The sequence below is a fragment of the Dongia mobilis genome (genome assembly GCF_004363235.1).
Taxonomy (GTDB): domain Bacteria; phylum Pseudomonadota; class Alphaproteobacteria; order Dongiales; family Dongiaceae; genus Dongia; species Dongia mobilis.
In genome coordinates this window covers 115,187-133,257 of sequence record NZ_SNYW01000001.1, presented here as the reverse complement: position 1 = coordinate 133,257, position 18,071 = coordinate 115,187, and the positions used below count along the sequence as shown (strand labels likewise).

At 66.7% G+C, this 18,071-nt stretch carries 17 protein-coding genes; 2 read left to right on the top strand and 15 right to left on the bottom strand.

All coding sequences use genetic code 11. The annotated features are described in order from the left end of the window. Positions 1-12: 12 nt before the first annotated feature. The 9 genes from A8950_RS00640 to A8950_RS00600 all read right to left on the bottom strand — a co-directional run bounded on the left by A8950_RS00640 (position 13) and on the right by A8950_RS00600 (position 10,139). Positions 13-1,983 (bottom strand): ABC transporter substrate-binding protein, encoded by a 1,971-nt coding sequence (locus tag A8950_RS00640; protein WP_133611548.1) that lies wholly within the window; start codon positions 1,981-1,983, stop codon positions 13-15. After that, positions 1,980-3,881: an ABC transporter ATP-binding protein gene (locus tag A8950_RS00635; RefSeq protein WP_133611547.1), complete on the bottom strand. Its 1,902-nt coding sequence runs from the start codon at positions 3,879-3,881 to the stop codon at positions 1,980-1,982. Before A8950_RS00635 ends, A8950_RS00640 begins: the two co-directional genes overlap by 4 nt. Next, on the bottom strand, positions 3,878-4,441 hold the full coding sequence (locus tag A8950_RS00630; RefSeq protein WP_133611546.1) for a hypothetical protein: 564 nt from the start codon (positions 4,439-4,441) through the stop codon (positions 3,878-3,880). The genes A8950_RS00635 and A8950_RS00630 overlap by 4 nt, the downstream gene beginning before the upstream one ends. After that, positions 4,434-5,303: a polysaccharide deacetylase family protein gene (locus A8950_RS00625; protein WP_133611545.1), complete on the bottom strand. Its 870-nt coding sequence runs from the start codon at positions 5,301-5,303 to the stop codon at positions 4,434-4,436. Before A8950_RS00625 ends, A8950_RS00630 begins: the two co-directional genes overlap by 8 nt. Beyond that, positions 5,293-6,441, bottom strand: a complete 1,149-nt coding sequence (locus A8950_RS00620) for a glycosyltransferase family protein (RefSeq protein WP_133611544.1) — start codon at positions 6,439-6,441, stop codon at positions 5,293-5,295. Before A8950_RS00620 ends, A8950_RS00625 begins: the two co-directional genes overlap by 11 nt. Further along, positions 6,434-7,033 (bottom strand): histidine phosphatase family protein, encoded by a 600-nt coding sequence (locus A8950_RS00615; RefSeq protein WP_133611543.1) that lies wholly within the window; start codon positions 7,031-7,033, stop codon positions 6,434-6,436. Before A8950_RS00615 ends, A8950_RS00620 begins: the two co-directional genes overlap by 8 nt. Further along, positions 7,030-8,172: a glycosyltransferase family 4 protein gene (locus A8950_RS00610; RefSeq protein ID WP_133611542.1), complete on the bottom strand. Its 1,143-nt coding sequence runs from the start codon at positions 8,170-8,172 to the stop codon at positions 7,030-7,032. The genes A8950_RS00615 and A8950_RS00610 overlap by 4 nt, the downstream gene beginning before the upstream one ends. Then, positions 8,172-9,191, bottom strand: a complete 1,020-nt coding sequence (locus A8950_RS00605) for a Gfo/Idh/MocA family protein (protein WP_133611541.1) — start codon at positions 9,189-9,191, stop codon at positions 8,172-8,174. Before A8950_RS00605 ends, A8950_RS00610 begins: the two co-directional genes overlap by 1 nt. Positions 9,192-9,269: 78 nt before the next feature. Continuing rightward, positions 9,270-10,139 carry a LysR substrate-binding domain-containing protein gene (locus A8950_RS00600; RefSeq protein WP_166644921.1) on the bottom strand — a complete coding sequence of 290 codons (870 nt, stop codon included), beginning with the start codon at positions 10,137-10,139 and terminating at the stop codon, positions 9,270-9,272. A gap of 127 nt (positions 10,140-10,266) precedes the next feature. Between A8950_RS00600 and A8950_RS00595 the strand changes: the two genes are divergently transcribed. Continuing rightward, a complete protein-coding gene (locus A8950_RS00595; protein WP_133611539.1) occupies positions 10,267-11,388 on the top strand; it encodes an aromatic ring-hydroxylating oxygenase subunit alpha in 1,122 nt (373 codons plus the stop codon). Between the two features lie 95 nt (positions 11,389-11,483). Further along, positions 11,484-12,122, top strand: coding sequence for a hypothetical protein (locus A8950_RS00590; RefSeq protein ID WP_133611538.1), 639 nt, complete (start codon positions 11,484-11,486; stop codon positions 12,120-12,122). 4 nt (positions 12,123-12,126) lie between these two features. Here A8950_RS00590 and A8950_RS00585 read toward each other — a convergent pair whose 3' ends face one another. From A8950_RS00585 to cysP, 6 genes are all read right to left on the bottom strand, one after another. Further along, positions 12,127-13,608, bottom strand: coding sequence for a tripartite tricarboxylate transporter permease (locus A8950_RS00585; protein WP_133611537.1), 1,482 nt, complete (start codon positions 13,606-13,608; stop codon positions 12,127-12,129). Positions 13,609-13,612: 4 nt separating this feature from the next. Continuing rightward, complete coding sequence (locus A8950_RS00580) at positions 13,613-14,116, bottom strand: tripartite tricarboxylate transporter TctB family protein (RefSeq protein WP_166644920.1); 504 nt, start codon at positions 14,114-14,116, stop codon at positions 13,613-13,615. Further along, a complete protein-coding gene (locus A8950_RS00575) occupies positions 14,113-15,093 on the bottom strand; it encodes a Bug family tripartite tricarboxylate transporter substrate binding protein (RefSeq protein ID WP_243735481.1) in 981 nt (326 codons plus the stop codon). Before A8950_RS00575 ends, A8950_RS00580 begins: the two co-directional genes overlap by 4 nt. A gap of 100 nt (positions 15,094-15,193) precedes the next feature. Further along, positions 15,194-16,066: a sulfate ABC transporter permease subunit CysW gene (gene cysW / locus A8950_RS00570; protein WP_243735480.1), complete on the bottom strand. Its 873-nt coding sequence runs from the start codon at positions 16,064-16,066 to the stop codon at positions 15,194-15,196. Continuing rightward, positions 16,063-16,968, bottom strand: coding sequence for a sulfate ABC transporter permease subunit CysT (gene cysT / locus A8950_RS00565; RefSeq protein WP_133611535.1), 906 nt, complete (start codon positions 16,966-16,968; stop codon positions 16,063-16,065). The genes cysW and cysT overlap by 4 nt, the downstream gene beginning before the upstream one ends. A 10-nt stretch (positions 16,969-16,978) precedes the next feature. Then, positions 16,979-18,028: a thiosulfate ABC transporter substrate-binding protein CysP gene (gene cysP, locus A8950_RS00560; RefSeq protein ID WP_133611534.1), complete on the bottom strand. Its 1,050-nt coding sequence runs from the start codon at positions 18,026-18,028 to the stop codon at positions 16,979-16,981. Positions 18,029-18,071 lie beyond the last annotated feature (43 nt).

Sequence of the window (18,071 nt, the reverse complement as noted above, 5' to 3'; positions counted from 1 at the left end):
ATTAGCGACCTTCTATTGCAGGCGATCCTCGACCGGACTGAGCGAAGCCAGGGCCTCGGGAGCCAGCTCGCGCCACAGGCAGTCGATGCGGTAGACGCCGAAATGGGCTCCCGGGTCCCAGGCCCACATACCCTGGTCGGGAAGATTCCGGATCGACTTGTCGACGATGACCGGCTGCGGAATGTTGGTGACAGTGCCGATGGAATAGACCTGCTCGGACCAGATGGCGAGGATCCGGTCCCAGATCTCGCGCCGCTCGTCGGCATCGGCGCTGCCGCGCCATTGCGCCAGCAGATCGGCCAGCTCCTGCGCCTCCGGCAGGTCGATGGGGGTGCCGGAGGCACCCTGCGTCTCGATATACTGCCCCCATTTCGGCCACATGTATTGCTGCTGGGTCGACGGGGCGAATTCCTTCGGACTCATGTCCGGGGTCGGGATGCCGTTGTCGACGCCGAAGGAGACCGACATGATGGTCTCGCCGGTGAAGATGCGGTCGCGGAACACCTCGCGCTGCGACGGCTTGGTGAAGATATCGATGCCGAGCTCCCGCCAGCTGTCCTTGATCAGCTGCAGGATGTCGGTTTCCTCGGTCGATTCGCCGGCCGTCTCGATGATGATGGTCATGCGCCTGCCGTCCGGCAGGCGGCGATAACCCTCATCGTCGCGCTCAGTGAGGCCGATCTCGTCGAGCAGGCGGTTGGCGGTGGACAGATCGAACACCGACCAGGAAAGGCGATATTGCGACCTGAACAGCGGGCTCATCTCCTGCACGGTGTTGGCACCTTCCTTGCCGAGGCCGTAATAGATCGCCTGGTTGATCTCGTGCCGGTTGACGCCCAGTGACAGCGCGCGGCGGAAACGGACGTCGCGGTTGAGCTTGCGCCATTCCTCGTCGTTGCAGTTGAGGTTGGGGAACAGCGCGAAATTGGAGCCGCGGCTGTCTTCCCAGAGGTGCAGCGCAAAGCGCCCCTCCTTCTCCGCCTTCTTCAGGAAGGTGTAGTTGTCGAAACGCAGATAGCGCGCCTGCAGGTCGCTCTCTCCCGCCGCCACCTTGGCCGGAATGAGCTTGGAATCGGCGACATCCATCACGACCTGGTCGAGATAGGGCAACTGCCGGCCGTTGCGGTCAACCCGGTGGTAATAGGGGTTGCGCACGAAGACGAGGCGGTCAGCCGGCGGCTTGATGCGCAGCACCCAGGGATCGAGGGTCGGCAGTTTCGGATTGTCGTTGCGGTACTGGTTGCCGCGCCGGTTGTAGAGTGCCGCCCAGCTCGGCTGGCCGCTATCCTTGACCGCCGCCTCGAGTTCCGCCGGATCGGCGTATTTGGCGTGGAACTTCTTCATGTATTTGGCGGGCTGGTAGATATAGAGCGGCGTCGCCCCGGCCAGCGCCGGGAGGAACTCGGTGTTGGGTTGCGACCAGGAATAGCGGATGGTGAACTCGTCGATCACCTCCACCTGCGGCTTCTCGCCATCGACGATCAGCACCGCGGGCGGGCCGACCGGGAACAGCTCCTCGTTATTGGCGACATCCTCCCACCAGAAGCGGAAATCCTCGGTGGTGAAGGGCTTGCCATTGGACCATCTGTGGCCCTTGCGCAGATGCAGGGTGAAAATGCGCCCTTCCGCCACCTCGAAGGATTCGAGAAGGTCGGGCTTGAGCTCGAAATTGCGGTCATAGCCAACCAGCCTGGCATAGGAATAGGCCACCAGGATGCGGCTGTCCTTGGGGCTTGCCATCAGCGTGCGGATCTCGCCGCCGTGGCGGCCGATCGCCGGCATGTCGGTGACGAGGGGCTGCTCCGGCAGCCGCTCCGCCACCGGCGGCAGGTCGCCCGCCTTCTCCGCCTCGGCAAAGAGGGGCGCGCCGATGAACCGGGCCCCCTCGGCCGCCAGGGCGGGCAGCGTCGCCAGTGCCAGGACGGCAGGCGCTGCCAGCACGAGGCCGAGGACGCGGGAAATGCGCGCGCGTAGGTGTTTCATGCGGCTTCTCTCCGGATCGACAAATCGGCGCGCACCCAATGTTCGTTGCCGATATCGATCAGCGTCGGCTGATTGTCGGCATCGATGGTGAAGGGAGCCGGCCAGGCCGCAGGCTGCGAGGCCTTCTCCTCCATGACGCGGCCGAAATCGAGGCAGTCGTCGAGGCTGGGATTGGGCACGGCGGCCAGCAGCGCCCTGGTATAGGGATGCAGCGGATTGCGGAACAATTCCTGCGTCGGCGCCATCTCGACCACGCGCCCCGCGCACATCACCATGATGCGGTCGGCGACGTAATCGACCACGGCCAGATTGTGCGAGATGAAAATGTAGGTCAGGCCGAGCTTCGCCTTGATATCCTTGAGCAGATTGAGAATCTGCGCCTGGATGGACACGTCGAGGGCCGAGACCGGTTCGTCGCAGATGATGAGATCGGGTCGGAGCGCGAGCGCGCGGGCGATGCCGATGCGCTGGCGCTGACCGCCCGAGAAGCTGTGCGGATAGCGCCGCAAATGGCGGATGTCGAGGCCGACCAGTGCCATCAACTCCTTCACCGCCTCGGCGCGCATCGCCGCATCGCCGATCCGGTGGATCACCAGCGGCTCGCTGATGATGTCGAACACCGTCATGCGCGGGTTGAGCGAACCGATCGGGTCCTGGAACACGAACTGCACGCGCTTGCGGTATTCGTTGAGGTCGGCGCCGCTCATGCCGCGTACGTCGAGGCGGCGGCCGCGATCGTTGTAGTAGATCTCGCCGCTGTCGGGCGACAGGGCGCGCATGATGATCTTGGACAGGGTCGTCTTGCCGCAGCCGGATTCGCCCACCAGTCCCAGGCACTCGCCGCGCTTCACCTCGAAGCTGACATCGGCCACGGCGGTCACCTTCTGCTGGTGCCCGCCGCCCCAGAAGCCGCCCTTCTTGATGGTGAAGCCCTTCTGCACGTTGCGCACGTCGAGGAGCGGACCCGCCTTGTCGGCGCCTTCCGGCCAGGGTTGCTTTTCCTGGAACAGCGGCCCGGCCTCGCTCTTGATTTCGCGAATCGGCACCAGGCGTTCCGCGTCGGTCATGCCGAATCGCGGCACCGCCTGCATCAGCGCCCTGAGATAGGGATGTTCCGGCGCCCGGAAGATGGCCTCGACCGGGCCGGCCTCCATCACCTCGCCGTGATACATGACCACCACCTCGTCGGCGACATTGGCGACGACGCCGAGGTCATGGGTGATCATCAGCATCGCCATGCCCAGTTCCTTCTGCAGATCCGCCATCAGCTTGAGGATCTGCGCCTGGATGGTGACGTCGAGGGCCGTGGTCGGTTCGTCGGCGATGAGCAGCGAGGGGTTGCAGATCAGCGCCATGGCGATCATCGCCCGCTGCCTGAGGCCGCCGGACAGTTCGAAGGGATAGGTCTTGACGGCGCGCGCCGGATCCGGGAAGCCGACCGCGCGCAGCATCGCGATAACCTTTTCCCTGCCCTCCTTTTCGCTCAGCTTGAGATGCAGTTGCAGCGCCTCGCCAATCTGGTCGCCGATCGTGTGCACCGGCGAGAGCGAGGTCATCGGCTCCTGGAAGATGATCGAGATGGCGCGGCCGCGGATGGCCCGCATTTCCGGCCCGTCGCGGCCCAGCTTGGCGATGTCGACGATACCGCCCTTCTCGCTCCAGTCGCCACCGCTGGTGCGTCGGTCGAACAGGATCTCGCCGGAACGGATCGTGGCCGAACGCGGCAGCAGGCCCATGATCGCCTGTGCGCAGACCGATTTGCCGGACCCGGATTCACCCACCAGCGCCACGGTCTTGCCCGCCGGCACGCGGAACGACACGCCGCGCACCGCCTGGATCGAGCCACCCTCGAGGGCAAAGTCGACCGCCAGATTGTTAACCTTGAGGAGATCGGTCATGGCCGCGCCTCGCCATCCGGCCGCACTTCGCCGCCGAGATCGGGCGGCGGCCCCCCGGCGCTCGCCTCCGCCTCGTCCAGCCTGACGCCGATGGATTGCAGGTTGTGCGCGGTATAGGCATCCACCAGGACGCCGTTTTCCCGCGCCGCCAGCGCCGCCTTGGTGACAATGCTCTGGAAATGCGGCAGGTCGGAATCGAGCGCGATCGAGCTGCGATCCGATTTCAGCTTGAGCGCCATCCATCCCCCCTTGTTCCGCCCGAGCCAGGATCGTACCGGGTAAAAGTTCAAACTCAACCCTTTGAGATCGTTCCAGGCGATAAAGCGGCGATGGATCGGCCCGATGGCGATGCCATCTTCACCGAGTGTGACACGCGTCACATGGCGCTGGGCGCCGTGCAGCAGCATCACCAGGAAGAACAGGCCGAGCGCCAGGAAGAACCAGAACAAGCCGCTGCCCGGCTCCAGCGAGGTCAGGATATTGATGATGGCGGCAAGTCCCAGAAGGCCGATCAGGTAATCCTTCACCAGGCTGCCCAGCGGGTAGCGGACTTCAATCATGCTGCCTCGAACTCATCCCGGAACCATTCCCTTGCCGGCGGGACGGCCACAAATCGCGGGCGTCCTGAAACGATGCCGGATTGCCCCGCCGCGCCAGCCAATCTTGCAGGTTCTCGAGAAACCGCCAAGTGGCGGCATCATGCACCAGGTGATGGGTCAGCAGGCCGGTCGGCTGGTCCCGCCTGGCCGCACCTGCCCGGCGCGCGGCAAGATGGCCGGCGAGGCGCCCGAGACAGGCCGCCTCGCCCAGGAATCCGCCGCCGCCCCGCCAGTCGATGACATCGACATGGGTATCGATCTCGCGCAAACCGGCGATGGCCGGCCGGGCTGCATAGGGCGGTTCGCCGAACCGGCTGAGGCCGCGGAAGCCGAGACCCGGCAGGGATCCGGCCCAGACCGGCGCCAGCCGGTTCCAGGGTGGCGTCAGAACCGGCAGAAAGCGCGGGCCGAAAGCGCGTTCCAGGGCGGCACGGCCCGCGGTCAGGCCGGCGGCGATCTCGGCGGCCATCCTGGCCGCCGACGGGTCGGACGGATCGGCCGGCGGGAATTCGGATTTCTTGGCCGAGGCGGCGGCCCGGTTGCGATGCGCAATGCCGTGCTGCAGGACGCTGGCCGCCGGCCAGGCGGCGAGGGCCTCGTCGAGGCTGGGCTGCAGCGGTCGCTCCGGGGCGAGCGGAATGACGGCCAGCGCCACCGGCACCTGCGCCACCGCCATCAATTGCCGCAGGGCCGGGCTGTCCGCCACCGCGTCGTCATCCCGCCACCACAGGGTCGGCTGCGCGCCCGCCTCTGCCCAGCGATCACATTCGCGGGCAAGATCATCCCAATCCGCCCGATCCGCCGAAGTGATCTCAGGCACCATCCCGCTCCAGCAACAGGGCGGCGGCGCGGCGGGCGCCATCCACGGCGATGGTGAAGGCAGGGCCGCCCAGGGCCGCGCGCCGGTCGAGGGCGGCGGCCAATGCGGCTGGCGTCAGGCTGGCGGGATCCAGGCAATCCACCGCTTGGCGTTCGGCAAGGATGCGCGCACGCAGGCTCTGTTCGCTTTCCGCGCCGTCGGCAAAGGGCACCAGCACGGCGGGGGTCTTCAGGCTGAGGATTTCCATCACCGTGTTATAGCCGCCCTGCGAGAGGGAAACATGACATTGTGCCAAAAGCTGCGTGAAATCCGTGCGATGCCGTTCCAGTACGATGCCGGGATCGCCCGCCACTGCGGCGGCGAGGCGCGCGAAATCCGCCGGCGGCAGGTTTTGGCCGGCGATCAGCCGCCAGCGGCGGTCCTTCAGCCGCGACAGGGGCCGCGCTTTGAGCGCAGCCTCGAGCAGCGGCGCGCCCACCGCCCCGCCACCGGCCGAGACCAGCACCTCGCCCCGGCTGCGATCGCCCGGCCGCACATCCGGCAGGTCGGCGATATAGCCGGTGTAATGCAACCGGTCGGCGATGGCCGAAGCGGCCGGAAAGGTGCGTTCGAAGGGCACCATCTCCTGGGCGCCATGCACCAGCACCAGGTCGAAATAACGTCTCACCATCGCCGCGATCTCCTCGGCCCGGCCCGGCTTGCCCTTGTCCACCAGGATGTCGCGCACCGAGGTCGCGACCAGCGGGCGGGGCGATTGGACAACCGCCCAGTCCAGCAGCGGCAGCAATTCGAAGCGGAACGGCCGTCGGCCGAAGGGGAACATCTCGATGACGATGATCCCCGGGCGGAATGCCGCCACGGCCCGCAGCAACTCGTCCCGCCGCCGCGCCCGCCAGGCATCGTCGACCGGGCGGCCCGCTTCATCCAGCAGGCCGGAGAAATCGCTGTCCGCCGTCGCCGCCGGCGGCAGTTGATGCAATCGCGCGCCGCCGAAATCGATTCCCGCCACCGGATGTCCGCCGGACAGCACCAGCACCTCCGCCCCCGCAGCATCGAGGGCGCGGGCCAGCGCCGCCGCACGCCGCAAATGCCCGATTCCCAGCAGATGCTGCACATAAAGGGCAACGCGGCGCCTAGCCATCGCCCGACCCCAGCCTGATATTGAGTTCCGCCACCCGGGGCGAACCGTCGGCGGCCAGGTCGAAGAGATGGGCGCAGCCATCCTTCAGCTTGATCGGCGGCTTCTCCAGCATGCGCCAGCCGGTGGCAAGGGCATAGAGCGCGCGGCTCACCGCCTTGTGGCTGACAGCCACCGTGTCCAGCCCTTCCGCAGCCAGGCGCGCCAGCACGGGAGCGAGGCGCGCCTGCACTTCGCGCGGGCTTTCGCCGCCGGGCGCGCGGAAGTCGAGACCGAGTTGCTCCCGCTCCGCCGCCTCGGCGCCGGGATCGACGCGCAGGTCGGCGAGGCGCCGACCCTCCCAGGCACCGAAACTCATTTCGCGAAGACCGGGCTCGATCTCGGCTTCCCGTTCGGGAAACAGGATCGCGGCCGTTTCCCGCGCCCGGCCGAGCGGGCTGGTGAGCAGGCGCCAGCCCTGCCATTCCCGCGGCACCTGCCAGCTGGCGGCGACGATGCGTCCTTCCGCCCCGAGGCCGATATCGGTGTGGCCCTGCAGGCGCTTCTCGCGGTTCCAGGCAGTGGGCGCGTGGCGGATGACGGCAAGAAGCGTCACGACGCCGCCAGTTTCGCGAGGACGCAGCCGAGCCGGGCGGCGGCGGCGTCGATGTCGTGATGCTTGAGGACATGGGCACGGGCAGCCAGGCGATAGGGGGCTAGATCCCGCTCCAGCGCAAAATCGATGTCGGCGGCGAGGGCTGCCGCATCGCCCGGCGCCGACAGCCAGCCGGTCTCGCCATCGGCGACGATCGCCGGCACGCCGCCGCTCGCCCCGGCGACGACCGGGCAGCCGCAGGCCTGCGCTTCCAGAAGCGCCATGCCGAAGGCCTCGTTGACCGCCGGCCAGACCATGAGGTCAGCGGCGGCATAGATCTCGGGCAGTTCCTGGGCCGCCCGCAACCCCAGCCAGGCGATGCGGCCCTTGACGGCCGAGAGGGCCTGCTCGACCTCGGCCCGCGCGGCGCCGTCGCCCACCACCAGCAGCTGATAGGGTCGCCGCACATGGCGCAGCGCCTCGCCCAGCACGCGATAGGAGGCAAGCTTGTCGCCGGGCCGCATCATCGCGATGGCGGCCAGCCAAGGCAGATCGGGATCGAGCCGGTAACGGGTGGCAAGCTTCAACCGCCCGAGATCGCGATCCGGCCGATGCGGCGCAAAGGCCTGCACGTCGAGAAAGGGTGGCAGGTCGACCAGCCGCTTCTTGGCAACCAGACCGGCAAGGCAGGCCCGGTCGCCGGGATTGAGGCAGAAAATGGCATCGGCGCCGCGGATCGCTGCTTCCGCCGCCGCATGCGAGAAGGCATAGGGGCCGCCGGCGCGCTTCGGCGCATGGCTGGCCTCGGCCACCAGATAGGGAATGCCGAGGGCCCTGGCGACGCGCGGCCCCACCCAGTCGACCGCCTTGTAATAGAGGTGATAGGTGAACCAGACCTGCGGCCGTTCGCGTGCCGGCTGCCTGCGGTATTTTGCGATCAGGCGATCGGCGATGGCGTGCCCCCTGGCCGCCATGCGCCGCTGCGCCGCCGCGTCACCCTCGCCCACCCGGGCCCGCAGGCGCGAGGCGAGCGTCACCTCGGCCCCGCTGCGCTTAAGCGCCTTCACCAGCAGCCGCGCCACGGTGCGGTCGCCCGAGGCGTCGGGGTGGTCCGGCGACTTCAGCGGCGCATAGAAGGCGATGCGCGGATGCCGTGCCACTAGGGCTTTTCCCAGCTGCCGTGCTGTGCCGCGCGGAACATGGCATCGATCACGCGCATGTTGAGGATCGCATCGGCAATGCCGAATTCGAGCGTTGCCTTGCCGCGAACGGCATCCGAGAAGACTTCGCCCTGCAAGGTGTATTGGTCGCAGGCGGGAATCGTCTCGGCCCGGATATTGGCCCCACTCAGATCCGTGCCGTCGTCGATGCGAATGATGGTCGGCTGGTTGGGGGGCGCGTTGAACGGGATCATCACCTCGGCGCGCGCCTTCGTGCCCAGGATCTGCACATGCTGGCGCGGCACCAATTGCGTGGCGCAGCCGAAGACGAGGTGGCGCCCGGCCCCGGAAGCATCCGGCGGAAACTCGGCAATAGCCGAGGTCAGGCGGTCAGTCTTGAATCTGGGATCGCGGTCCATCGCCGCCGTGACGCGGACGGGTTCGGCGCCGAACAGATAGCGCGCGGTGACGATCGGATAGCAGCCGATGTCATAGAGCCCGCCGCCGCCGATCTCGGCCATGTTGCGCACATTGTTGGGATCGTCGAGATAATAGGTGAAGACCGAGCTGACCAGGCGAACCTCGCCCAGCACGCCCGCGCGGACCATCTCGCGCGCCCGCTGCCATTGCGGGTGGAAGCGCACCATGAAGGCCTCCGCCACCAGCTTGCCGGCCTTGGCCGCCGCCTCGGTCAGCAGTGCCGCCTCGGCCGCGTCGAGGGCGATCGGCTTCTCGCACAGCACATGCTTGCCGGCAGCAAGCGCCAGCAGCGTCACCGGCACATGAAGATGGTTGGGCAGCGGGTTGTAGATGGCCTCGATCGCGGGATCGGCCAGCAATTCCTCGTAAGAGCCATAGGCCCGGGGAATGCCGAGCCTGCCCGCTGCCGCCTGGGCGCGCGGCAGGTCGCGCGAGGCAATGGCGGCGATCTCGATGTTGCGGCCGCGCAGCATCGCCGGAATCACTTTCTTCAGGCCGATATCGGCCGTGCTGACGATGCCCCATTTGACCGGCTGCATGCGCAGTTCCCCTTCCTCTCGAACCGGCCGGCATAGGACCACAGGCAACGGACCACAGGCAACCCGGCCCGGCAAGATTCATGCCCGTTCCAGCTGTTCGACCAGCAGATCGGCAAAGGCATCGGCCAGCTGGCGGTTCTCGTCCCGCGGCCGGATGACGAAATAGGGATGCGGTGCCGGGATCTCGAGGTCCAGCACCTTGGTCAGGCTGCCGCGGCGGAGGTCGTCGGCACAAAGGATGGTGCTGCCGACGGCGATGCCGCAGCCCGCCTTGGCCGCCTCCAGGGCAAGGTGGGAGTTGGGCAGGAACACCTGCTGGCGCGGGGCCAGTTCGGTACGACCGCCGGCCTGGAGCAGGCGCGGCCAGTCCTCATGGGCATCGCCATGCAGCAGCACATGCTGGGCAAGGTCGTCCAAAGTGTCGACCGGCGCGCGGTAGAGCAGGGTCGGGCTGCACAGCGGAAAATAGCTTTCGTTGCGCAGGATCGCCTGGCGCCGGCCGGTGATGGCGCGCTCGCCGAAGGAGATGACGACGTCCATCGAATCATCCGCCAGTTCGATCGGGAACTGGCGCACCGTGATCGAGGGATAGCGCTGCAGGAAAAGTTCCAGGATCGGCATCAGGCGCAGCGCCGCGAAGGCCGGCGCCGCGGCGAGGCGCAACTCGCCGGTGAGTTCGGCGCCCTGGGCGTTACGGCAGGCCAGATGGATCTCGTCGAAGGCGCGACCCAGTTTTTGATAGAGCTCGCCCCCGGCTGCGGTCAGGGCCAGTTCCCGCCGACCGCGCAGGATGAGCTGCGTGCCCAGTTCCTGTTCCAATTGCCGGATCTGGTAGCGGATCGCCCCGGCCGTCACGTTGAGCTGGGACGCGGCCCGGCCGATGCCGCCGCCGCGGGCCACCGCATAGTAGGTGCGGAGTGAGGTGAGATTGGCGAGATTTGACCACATAATTCTATATGTCAAAAATTTTGACGTTTTTCGGATAAAAATATTCCCAGATGCGAACTCATTTGTCGAGAGACGCTGGCGCTGCGCTTGCGTATCATCAAGTCGACATTTTTCTCGAGGCACCGACATGGCACCCGATTCCGGTATCGAAAAGGCTGGCGTTCAGACCCGCACCGCGCACGCGGTTCCGGCGGGCGGCGGCATGGTCGACGGCAAGACCACCCCGCTCTATTCGCTGCCCGCCAGCTGGTATCACGACCCCAAGATCTATGAGGCCGAGCGCTGGGGCGTCTTCGCCGCCACCTGGCAGTTCGTCGCCTCGGAGCAGGACGTGCCCAATCCAGGCGACTACACGGCGGTGGAGTTCGCCGGCTTCAAGGTCTTCGTGCTGCGCGACCGCGACGGCAAGCTGAAGGCCTTCCACAACATGTGCCCGCACCGCGCGGCGCCGCTTTTCGCCGAAGGCGCCGGCCATTGCGACGTGCTGCGCTGCCGCTATCACGGCTGGGCCTTCGACCATGACGGCAAGCTGAAAGTGGCGCCCTATTTCGGCGAGGCGAATTGGTTCAGGAAGGAGGAGCACGGGCTGAAGCCGGTGCGCCTCGATACCTGGCGCGGCTTCATCTTCGTCAATCTCGACGGCAAGGCGGCGCCGCTCCTCGATTTCCTCGGCGACGTGCCGGCCCTGGTCGAGAAATATCCGATCGAAAGCTTCCGCAGGAAGGATGCGGCCGATTTCACGGTCAAGGCCAACTGGAAGATCTATACCGACAATTTCGTCGAGGGCTACCACATCCCCGGCATCCATCCCGGCCTCATCCAGGCGATCGACTTCAATGCCTTCGAAACCACCTATCAGCGCAACGTCGTCATCATGAAGGCGCCCCAGAAGGAAGGCTCGATCTATGGCGGGCTGTGGCTGTGGCTGTGGCCCAACATGACCCTTTCGGTCTATCCCGACGGCATGAATGCGTCCCGCATCGTGGCGCACGGCCCCAAGCTGACCACGCTGCATTACAGCTTCTATTTCCAGAGCCTCGACCCGGCGCTCGATGCCGGCCAACGCCGAACGATCGAAACCAATTGCCAGATCGTGCGCGAGGATTTCGGCATCTGCGAGGATGCCCACAGCAATTTCGAGGCCGGAATCTTCGAGAAGGGCCCGATGAGCCCGCGGCACGAGCTGGGTGTGCGCTATTTCCACGACGAGATGCGTCAGGCGCTGAAGGCCCAGGGCATCGCCGAATAGCGCCATCGTCGATTAACGCCTCCGGATCACATTCGCGTCAGCCCCCTATCCAGCGGGGTGGCGGCGGGCGCAGTATTGGCCGCATGCGTCCGTTCATGCCGCTTCTTTTGCTAGCCCTCGCCGCCTGTTCCTGGCTCGGCCCCGATCTGCCGCCGGTGCAGCGCGTGGCGGCGGAGGCGGATGCGCAGGCTGGTGACGCACAGGCTGACGGCGCACCGGCTGGCGGCGCACAGGCTGGTGGCGCGCAATCTGGCGTCGTTCAGGCCGAGCCGGCCCCGGCCCTGCCGGTTCAGGGTGCTGGCGACGGCGTCCCCACCTTCGACACCACCCGCGCCACCATCGCCGGCGATATCATCACGGTCACGGTGACCGATCCGCTGCCGGCAAGGAGCGCCCGCCTGATCGCCCCGGATGGCGCCGTCACCGAGGCCGCCAGCATCGAAACCGAACGCTATACCGCCCATGAGGACAATTCGATGCGGCCGCGCATCGGCGCCAGCGTCGTCGGCGGGTCGGGGGGCGGCGTTTCCACCGGTATCGGTATCGGTTTTCCGCTGTTCGGCTCGGATGACAGCCGCACCTGGCGCGAAACCCAGAGCCGCATCACCATCCGCCTGCCCGATATGGCCGCCTATCGCGCGGATTGGCAGCGCTACGCCATCGCCGTCGATCTCGATGACGGGGTCAATCGCCGTTCCTTCCAGATGCTGCCCCCGGCCCCGCCGATGGAATAGCCGCTCAGCGCCGCATCCGCCGCAGAATGACCGGCCCCAGGACGCAAAGGGCGGCGACGAGAAGAAGGGCCAGCGAGATCGGCTGGGTGAAGAACACGCTGACATCGCCTTGCGCGATCGCATAGGCGCGGCGGAACTGGCCTTCCGCCAGTGGCCCCAGGATCAGGCCCACCACCAGCGGCGCCACCGGGTAATCCATCTGCCGCATCAGAAAGCCGACCACGCCGATGCCCAGCAGCAGCCAAAGATCGAAGACCGCATTGTTGAGCGAGAAGACGCCCAGCATCGAGAACATCAGGATGCCGCCATAGAGATAGGGCCTGGGGATCAGCAGCAGTTTCGCCCACAATCCCACCAGCGGCAGGTTGAGCACCAGCAGCATGAAATTGCCGAGATAGAGGCTGGCGATCAGCGCCCAGACCAGGGTGGAATTGGCCGAGAACAGCATCGGCCCCGGCTGCAGGCCGTATTGCTGGAAAGCGGCCAGCAGGATGGCGGCAGTGGCCGAGGTGGGCAGGCCGAAGGACAGCAGCGGCACGAGGACACCCGCCACTGCGGCATTGTTGGCGGCTTCCGGCCCCGCCACCGCCTCGATGGCACCCTGGCCGAATTCCTCCGGCTTCTTCGAGAGCCGCTTCTCGGTGAGATAGGAGAGGAAGGTCGGAATCTCGGTGCCGCCGGCCGGCAGCGAGCCCAGCGGAAAGCCGATCGCCGTGCCGCGCAGCCAGGGTTTCCAGGAACGCGACCAGTCGCTCTTCGACATCCACAGCGATCCCGTCACCCGGGACAATTCGTCCGGTGCGCGCGCGAGGCGATAGGCGACGTGAAAGGCCTCGCCGAGCGCGAAGAGGCCGACCGCCACCACCACCACGTCGATGCCGTCGAGCAGCGGCAGCAGGCCGAAGGTGAAGCGCGCCTGGCCGGTCTGCGTGTCGATGCCGATGAGGCCGATGGCAAGGCCGATGAACAGTGACGACATGCCGCGCAGGGTGGAATCGCCCAACAGCGCCGAGACGGTGACGAAGGCGAGGATCATCAGGCTGAAATATTCCGCCGGTCCGAACAGCAGCGCGATCTTGACCATCAGCGGCGAGACGAAGGAGAGGCCCACGGTGGCGATGGTGCCGGCGACGAAGGAGCCGATCGCGGCGGTGGCGAGTGCTGCCGCGGCGCGGCCCTTCTTCGCCATCATGTGGCCATCGATGGCGGTGACGATGGAGCCGGTCTCGCCTGGCGTGTTCAGGAGGATCGAGGTGGTCGAGCTGCCATACATGGCGCCGTAATAGAGGCCGCCGAAGATGATGAAGGCGGCCGTCGGGTCTAGATGGAAGGTGACCGGCAGGAGCAGTGCGATGGTCAGCGCCGGGCCGATCCCCGGCAGCACGCCGATCGCGGTGCCAAGCGTGACCCCCAGCAGCGACCACAGAAGGTTGGCCGGGGTGAAAGCGATCGCGAAGCCGTTGAGAAGGGCGGCAAGCGTGTCCATGGGGTCAGAGCAAATCCGTCAAAAGGCTTCCGGCCGGCAGGCGCAGGCCAAGGCCCGCGGTGAAGCCGACATAGACGATGACGGCGAGCCCGATGCCCGCCGCCACATGCCGCCAGCTGAAGGCGCCGGCAAAGCCGCGCGCCGTCAGCACATAGACGGCGATGGCCGCCGGGATGAAGCCGAGCGGGCGGAAAAGTATCGCGGCAAGGGCGACACCGCCCACCACCCAGAGCAGGGTCGGCAGATGGCCGGGCGGCAGGTCGGATTCGACACCGTCGACGATGGTGGGCCGGTTGCCGCCCCCCCCCGTCCGCGCGGCGAGAAGATGCATGAGGCCGAGAACGACCAGGCCGCCGCCGATCAGCACGGGGAAGAGTCGCGGTCCCATGCTGTCCTGGCCGGGCAGCGTACTGACACCGAAGGTGCCGACCACCAGCCCGGCACCGATCGCCAGCAGGACCAGGCCGACGGCGAGGTCCTGCCAGCGCGGCCGTTTGACGATGCTCACGAAACCAGGCCGATTTCCTTGAGAATGGCCGTGATCCGCTCGTCCTCGGCGGTGAGGTAGCTGGCGAAATCGTCGCCGGCCAGATAGACGTCCATCCAGCCGCGGGTGGACAGGATGTTCTTCCAGCCGTCGGATTTCACCATCTGGTCGATGACGTCCAGCAACGCCTGGCGGTCGCCATCGGCAAGCTCGCCGGCGGCGAAGATGCCGCGCCAATTGGCGAGTTCCACATCGAGCCCCTGCTCCATGAGCGTGGGCGCATCGAGACCGGGCAGGCGCTCGGGCGAGGAGATGGCAAGGGCGCGCAACTCGCCGGCCTTGATCTGCGCCTCGAACTCGCCGATGCCGGACACGCCCGCCGTGACATGGCCGCCGACGATCGCCGCCAGCGCCTCGCCGCCACCCGAGAAGGCGATGTAGTTGACCTTGGTGACATCGGCGCCACCCGCCTTGGCGATGAGGCCGCACAGGATGTGGTCGGTGCCGCCGGCCGAACCGCCGCCCCAGGAGACGGAGCCGGGATCGGCCTTCAGCTTGGCGACCAGATCCGCCATGCTATTGAGTTCGGAAGCCGCCGGCACCACCACCACCTCGTATTCCCCGGTGAGGCGGGCAAGCGGCGTCACATCCTTCAGCGTCACCGGCGATTTGTTGGTGAGGATGGCGCCGACCATGACCAGGCCGCCGACCAGCAGCTTGCTGGCATCGCCCTTGCTGTTGGCGAATTGCGCGAGGCCGACGGTACCGCCGGCGCCGGGCACGTTGTCGACCTGCACGGCCTTGACGATGCCGCTGGTTTGCAGCACTTCCTGGATCGAGCGCGCGGTCTGGTCCCAGCCGCCGCCGGGTGCCGCCGGCGCGATCACGGTCAGTTCGTCCAGGGCCAGCGCCGCCTGCGGCAGCAGCGTACCCAGCGTGGCGAGGGTCGACAGCGCGACACCCGATTTCATCAATTGGCGGCGGGTCAGTTCGTTCATGGCATCCTCCCGAATTTTTGTCGGGCCAGATTACAGCCAATCGACCGCCGGTCAATCGTGGCGTGGGCCGGGCGCCCGGAAATCAAGCCCGGGCACCCATTCAGCGCCGGCGTTCCAGCCAGGCCTTGGCCAGCAGGCTGAAGACGGCGAGCAAAGTGAGCAGCGACGCCGCCGCAAATGCCCCGACCGCTGAATAGTCGTTGAACAACAGTTCAATTTGCAGCGGCAGCGTATTGGTCTGGCCGCGGATGCTGCCCGAGACCACCGAGACGGCGCCGAATTCGCCCATCACCCGCGCATTGCAGAGCAGCGCCCCGTAGAGCAGGCCCCATTTCATGTTGGGCAGCGTCACCTTGAGGAAGGTCTTGAAGCCGCTAGCGCCCAGCGACAGGGCGGCCTCCTCGTATTCGTTGCCCTGGACCTGCATGGTGGCGATGAGCTCGCGCGCCACGAAGGGCGAGGTCACGAACATCGAGGCCAGCATGATTGCCGGCACGCTGAACATGATGCGGATGTCGTATGCGGCAAGGACCGGGCCCAACAGGCCTTGGCTGCCATAGAAGAAGAGATAGGAAATGCCGGCAACGATGGGCGAGACCGAGAACGGAATCTCGATCAGCGTGATGAGCAGCTTCTTGCCCTTGAACTCGAAACGCGTGATGCACCAGGCGGCGGCGATGCCGAAGACGACATTGACCGGCACCACCACCAGGGCCGTCAGCAGGGTCAGCCAGACCGCATGCAGTGTGCTGGGCTCGATCACCGCCTCGACATAGGCGCCGACGCCCAGCGACAGCGCCTCGACGAAGATCACGATGACCGGCAGCAGCAGGAACAATACCGCGACGATGCCGGCAAGGCCGATCAGAACCGTGCGCGCGAGCGGGCCTTGTGCCACGCGGCGGCGATAGGGCGCGGCGCCATGGGCACCGGGGGTGGCGCCGGCCGCCGCCATGGGGACGGCGGCACTCACCGGCTGCCCCGCACATAGCGGAGATGCCAGAGCTGCACGCCGTTGCTGACGAACAGCATGACGAAGGCGGCGGCCAGCATCACCGAGGCCAGCGCCGCCGCCGCCTCGTACTCGAATTCCTCGACCCGAATGACGGCGAGCAAGGCCGTGATCTCGGTTTGCATCGGCAGGTTGCCGGCGATGAAGATGATGGCGCCGAACTCGCCGAGGCAGCGCGCGAAGGAGAGCGCCGAACCCGCCAGGAAGGCCGGCAGGATGGTGGGAAAGATCACCCGGGCGAAAACCTGCCAGTCGCTCGCCCCCAGCATGATCGCGGCCTCTTCCGCCTCCGGATCCATGTCCTCCAGCACCGGCTGCACCGTGCGCACGACGAAGGGGATCGAGGTGAAGATCATCGCGATGACGATGCCCAGCTGCGTATAGGCGATCTTGATGCCGAAGGGTGCCGCCAGCTGGCCGATCCAGCCATTGGGCGCGAGAAGTGCGGTGAGGCTGATGCCGGCCACCGCCGTCGGCAGGGCAAAGGGCAGGTCGACGAAACCGTCGAGCAGGCGGCGGCCCGGAAAATCGTAGTTCACCAGCACCCAGGCCAGCAGCAGGCCGATCACGGCATTGATCGCGGTCGCATAGAGCGCCGAGCTCAGGGTCAGCCGGTAGGTGGCGACGGCGCGGGGCGAGGCAACGATCGCCCAGTATTCGGCCAAAGTGAGGCCGGCCGCCTTCAGGATCAGCGCCAGGATCGGCAGCAGCACGATGATGGTGAGATAGGCCAGGGTCAGGCCCATGGTGAGGCCGAAGCCCGGAATCACCCGGCGCCTGAAAGGGGAGCGTCGCCGCCCGCCGCCCGCGGGTGGAAAGACCGCAGGCGGCACGGCCGACGACGCCTGTGCGAAGCCAGTCATGCCGGCGTCATTACTGGTTCACGAAGGCCTGGTCGAGGAGGCCGCCGCTGGCGAAATGCTCGGCCGCAACCTTGTCCCAGCCGCCGAACACGTCCTCGACCGTCACCAGTTCGACCGGCGGAAAGTTCGTGGCATGGGTAGCAAGGATGGCGGCGTCGTTCACGCGATAGGCATGGGCGGCGATGATCTCCTGCGCCGCCTTGCTGTAGAGGAAATCGAGATAGGCCGTCGCCACCGCACGGCTGCCGCGCTTGTCGGCGACCTGGTCGACCACCGCCACCGGGAATTCAGCCAGCAGGCTGAGGCTCGGCGTCACCGCGTCATACTTGTCGAGGCCGAATTCCTTGCGGATGCCCTGCACCTCGGCCTCGAAGGTGATGAGGACGTCGCCGATCTCGCGCTCGACGAAGGTGGTGGTCGAGGCCCGGCCGCCGGCGTCGAAGACGGGCACGTTCAGGAAGATCTTCTGCACGAACTCGGTCGCCTTCGCCTGGTCGCCATCGAACTTCCGCAAGGCATAGGCGGTGGCGGCGAGATAGGTGTAGCGCGCATTGCCCGAGGTCTTCGGGTTGGGGAAGATCACCTTCACGTCATCGCGGATGAGATCGTCCCAATCCCTGATGTTCTTCGGGTTGCCGGCGCGCACCAGGAAGGAAGGCAGCGAATAGAAGGGCGAGGATTTGTTCGGGAACTTCGACTGCCAGTCGGCAGCGATGAGGCCGCCCTTGTCATGCAGGATCTGGACATCGGTCACCTGGTTGAACGTGACGGTATCGGCCTGCAGCCCTTCCAGGATCGAGCGCGCCTGTTTCGAGGTGCCGCCGAAGGACTGGTTGACCGTGATCGGTTGGCTGGTCTTCTCCTGCCATGCCTTCTGGAAGACGGGGTTGAGCTCGCCAAAGAGCTCGCGCCCCACGTCATAGGTGACGTTGAGGATTTCGCCTGGCCCCTGGGAACCGGGCGCCGCCGGATCGGCCGCATTGGCCTTGACGCCACCCGCCACCAGGCCGGTCAGGAACAGCGCCGCCAGGCCAAGGCGCGCCAGATTTCGCAAAGACATTGTGTGATACTCCATTTCAGAATTCACACAATTGATATTCATC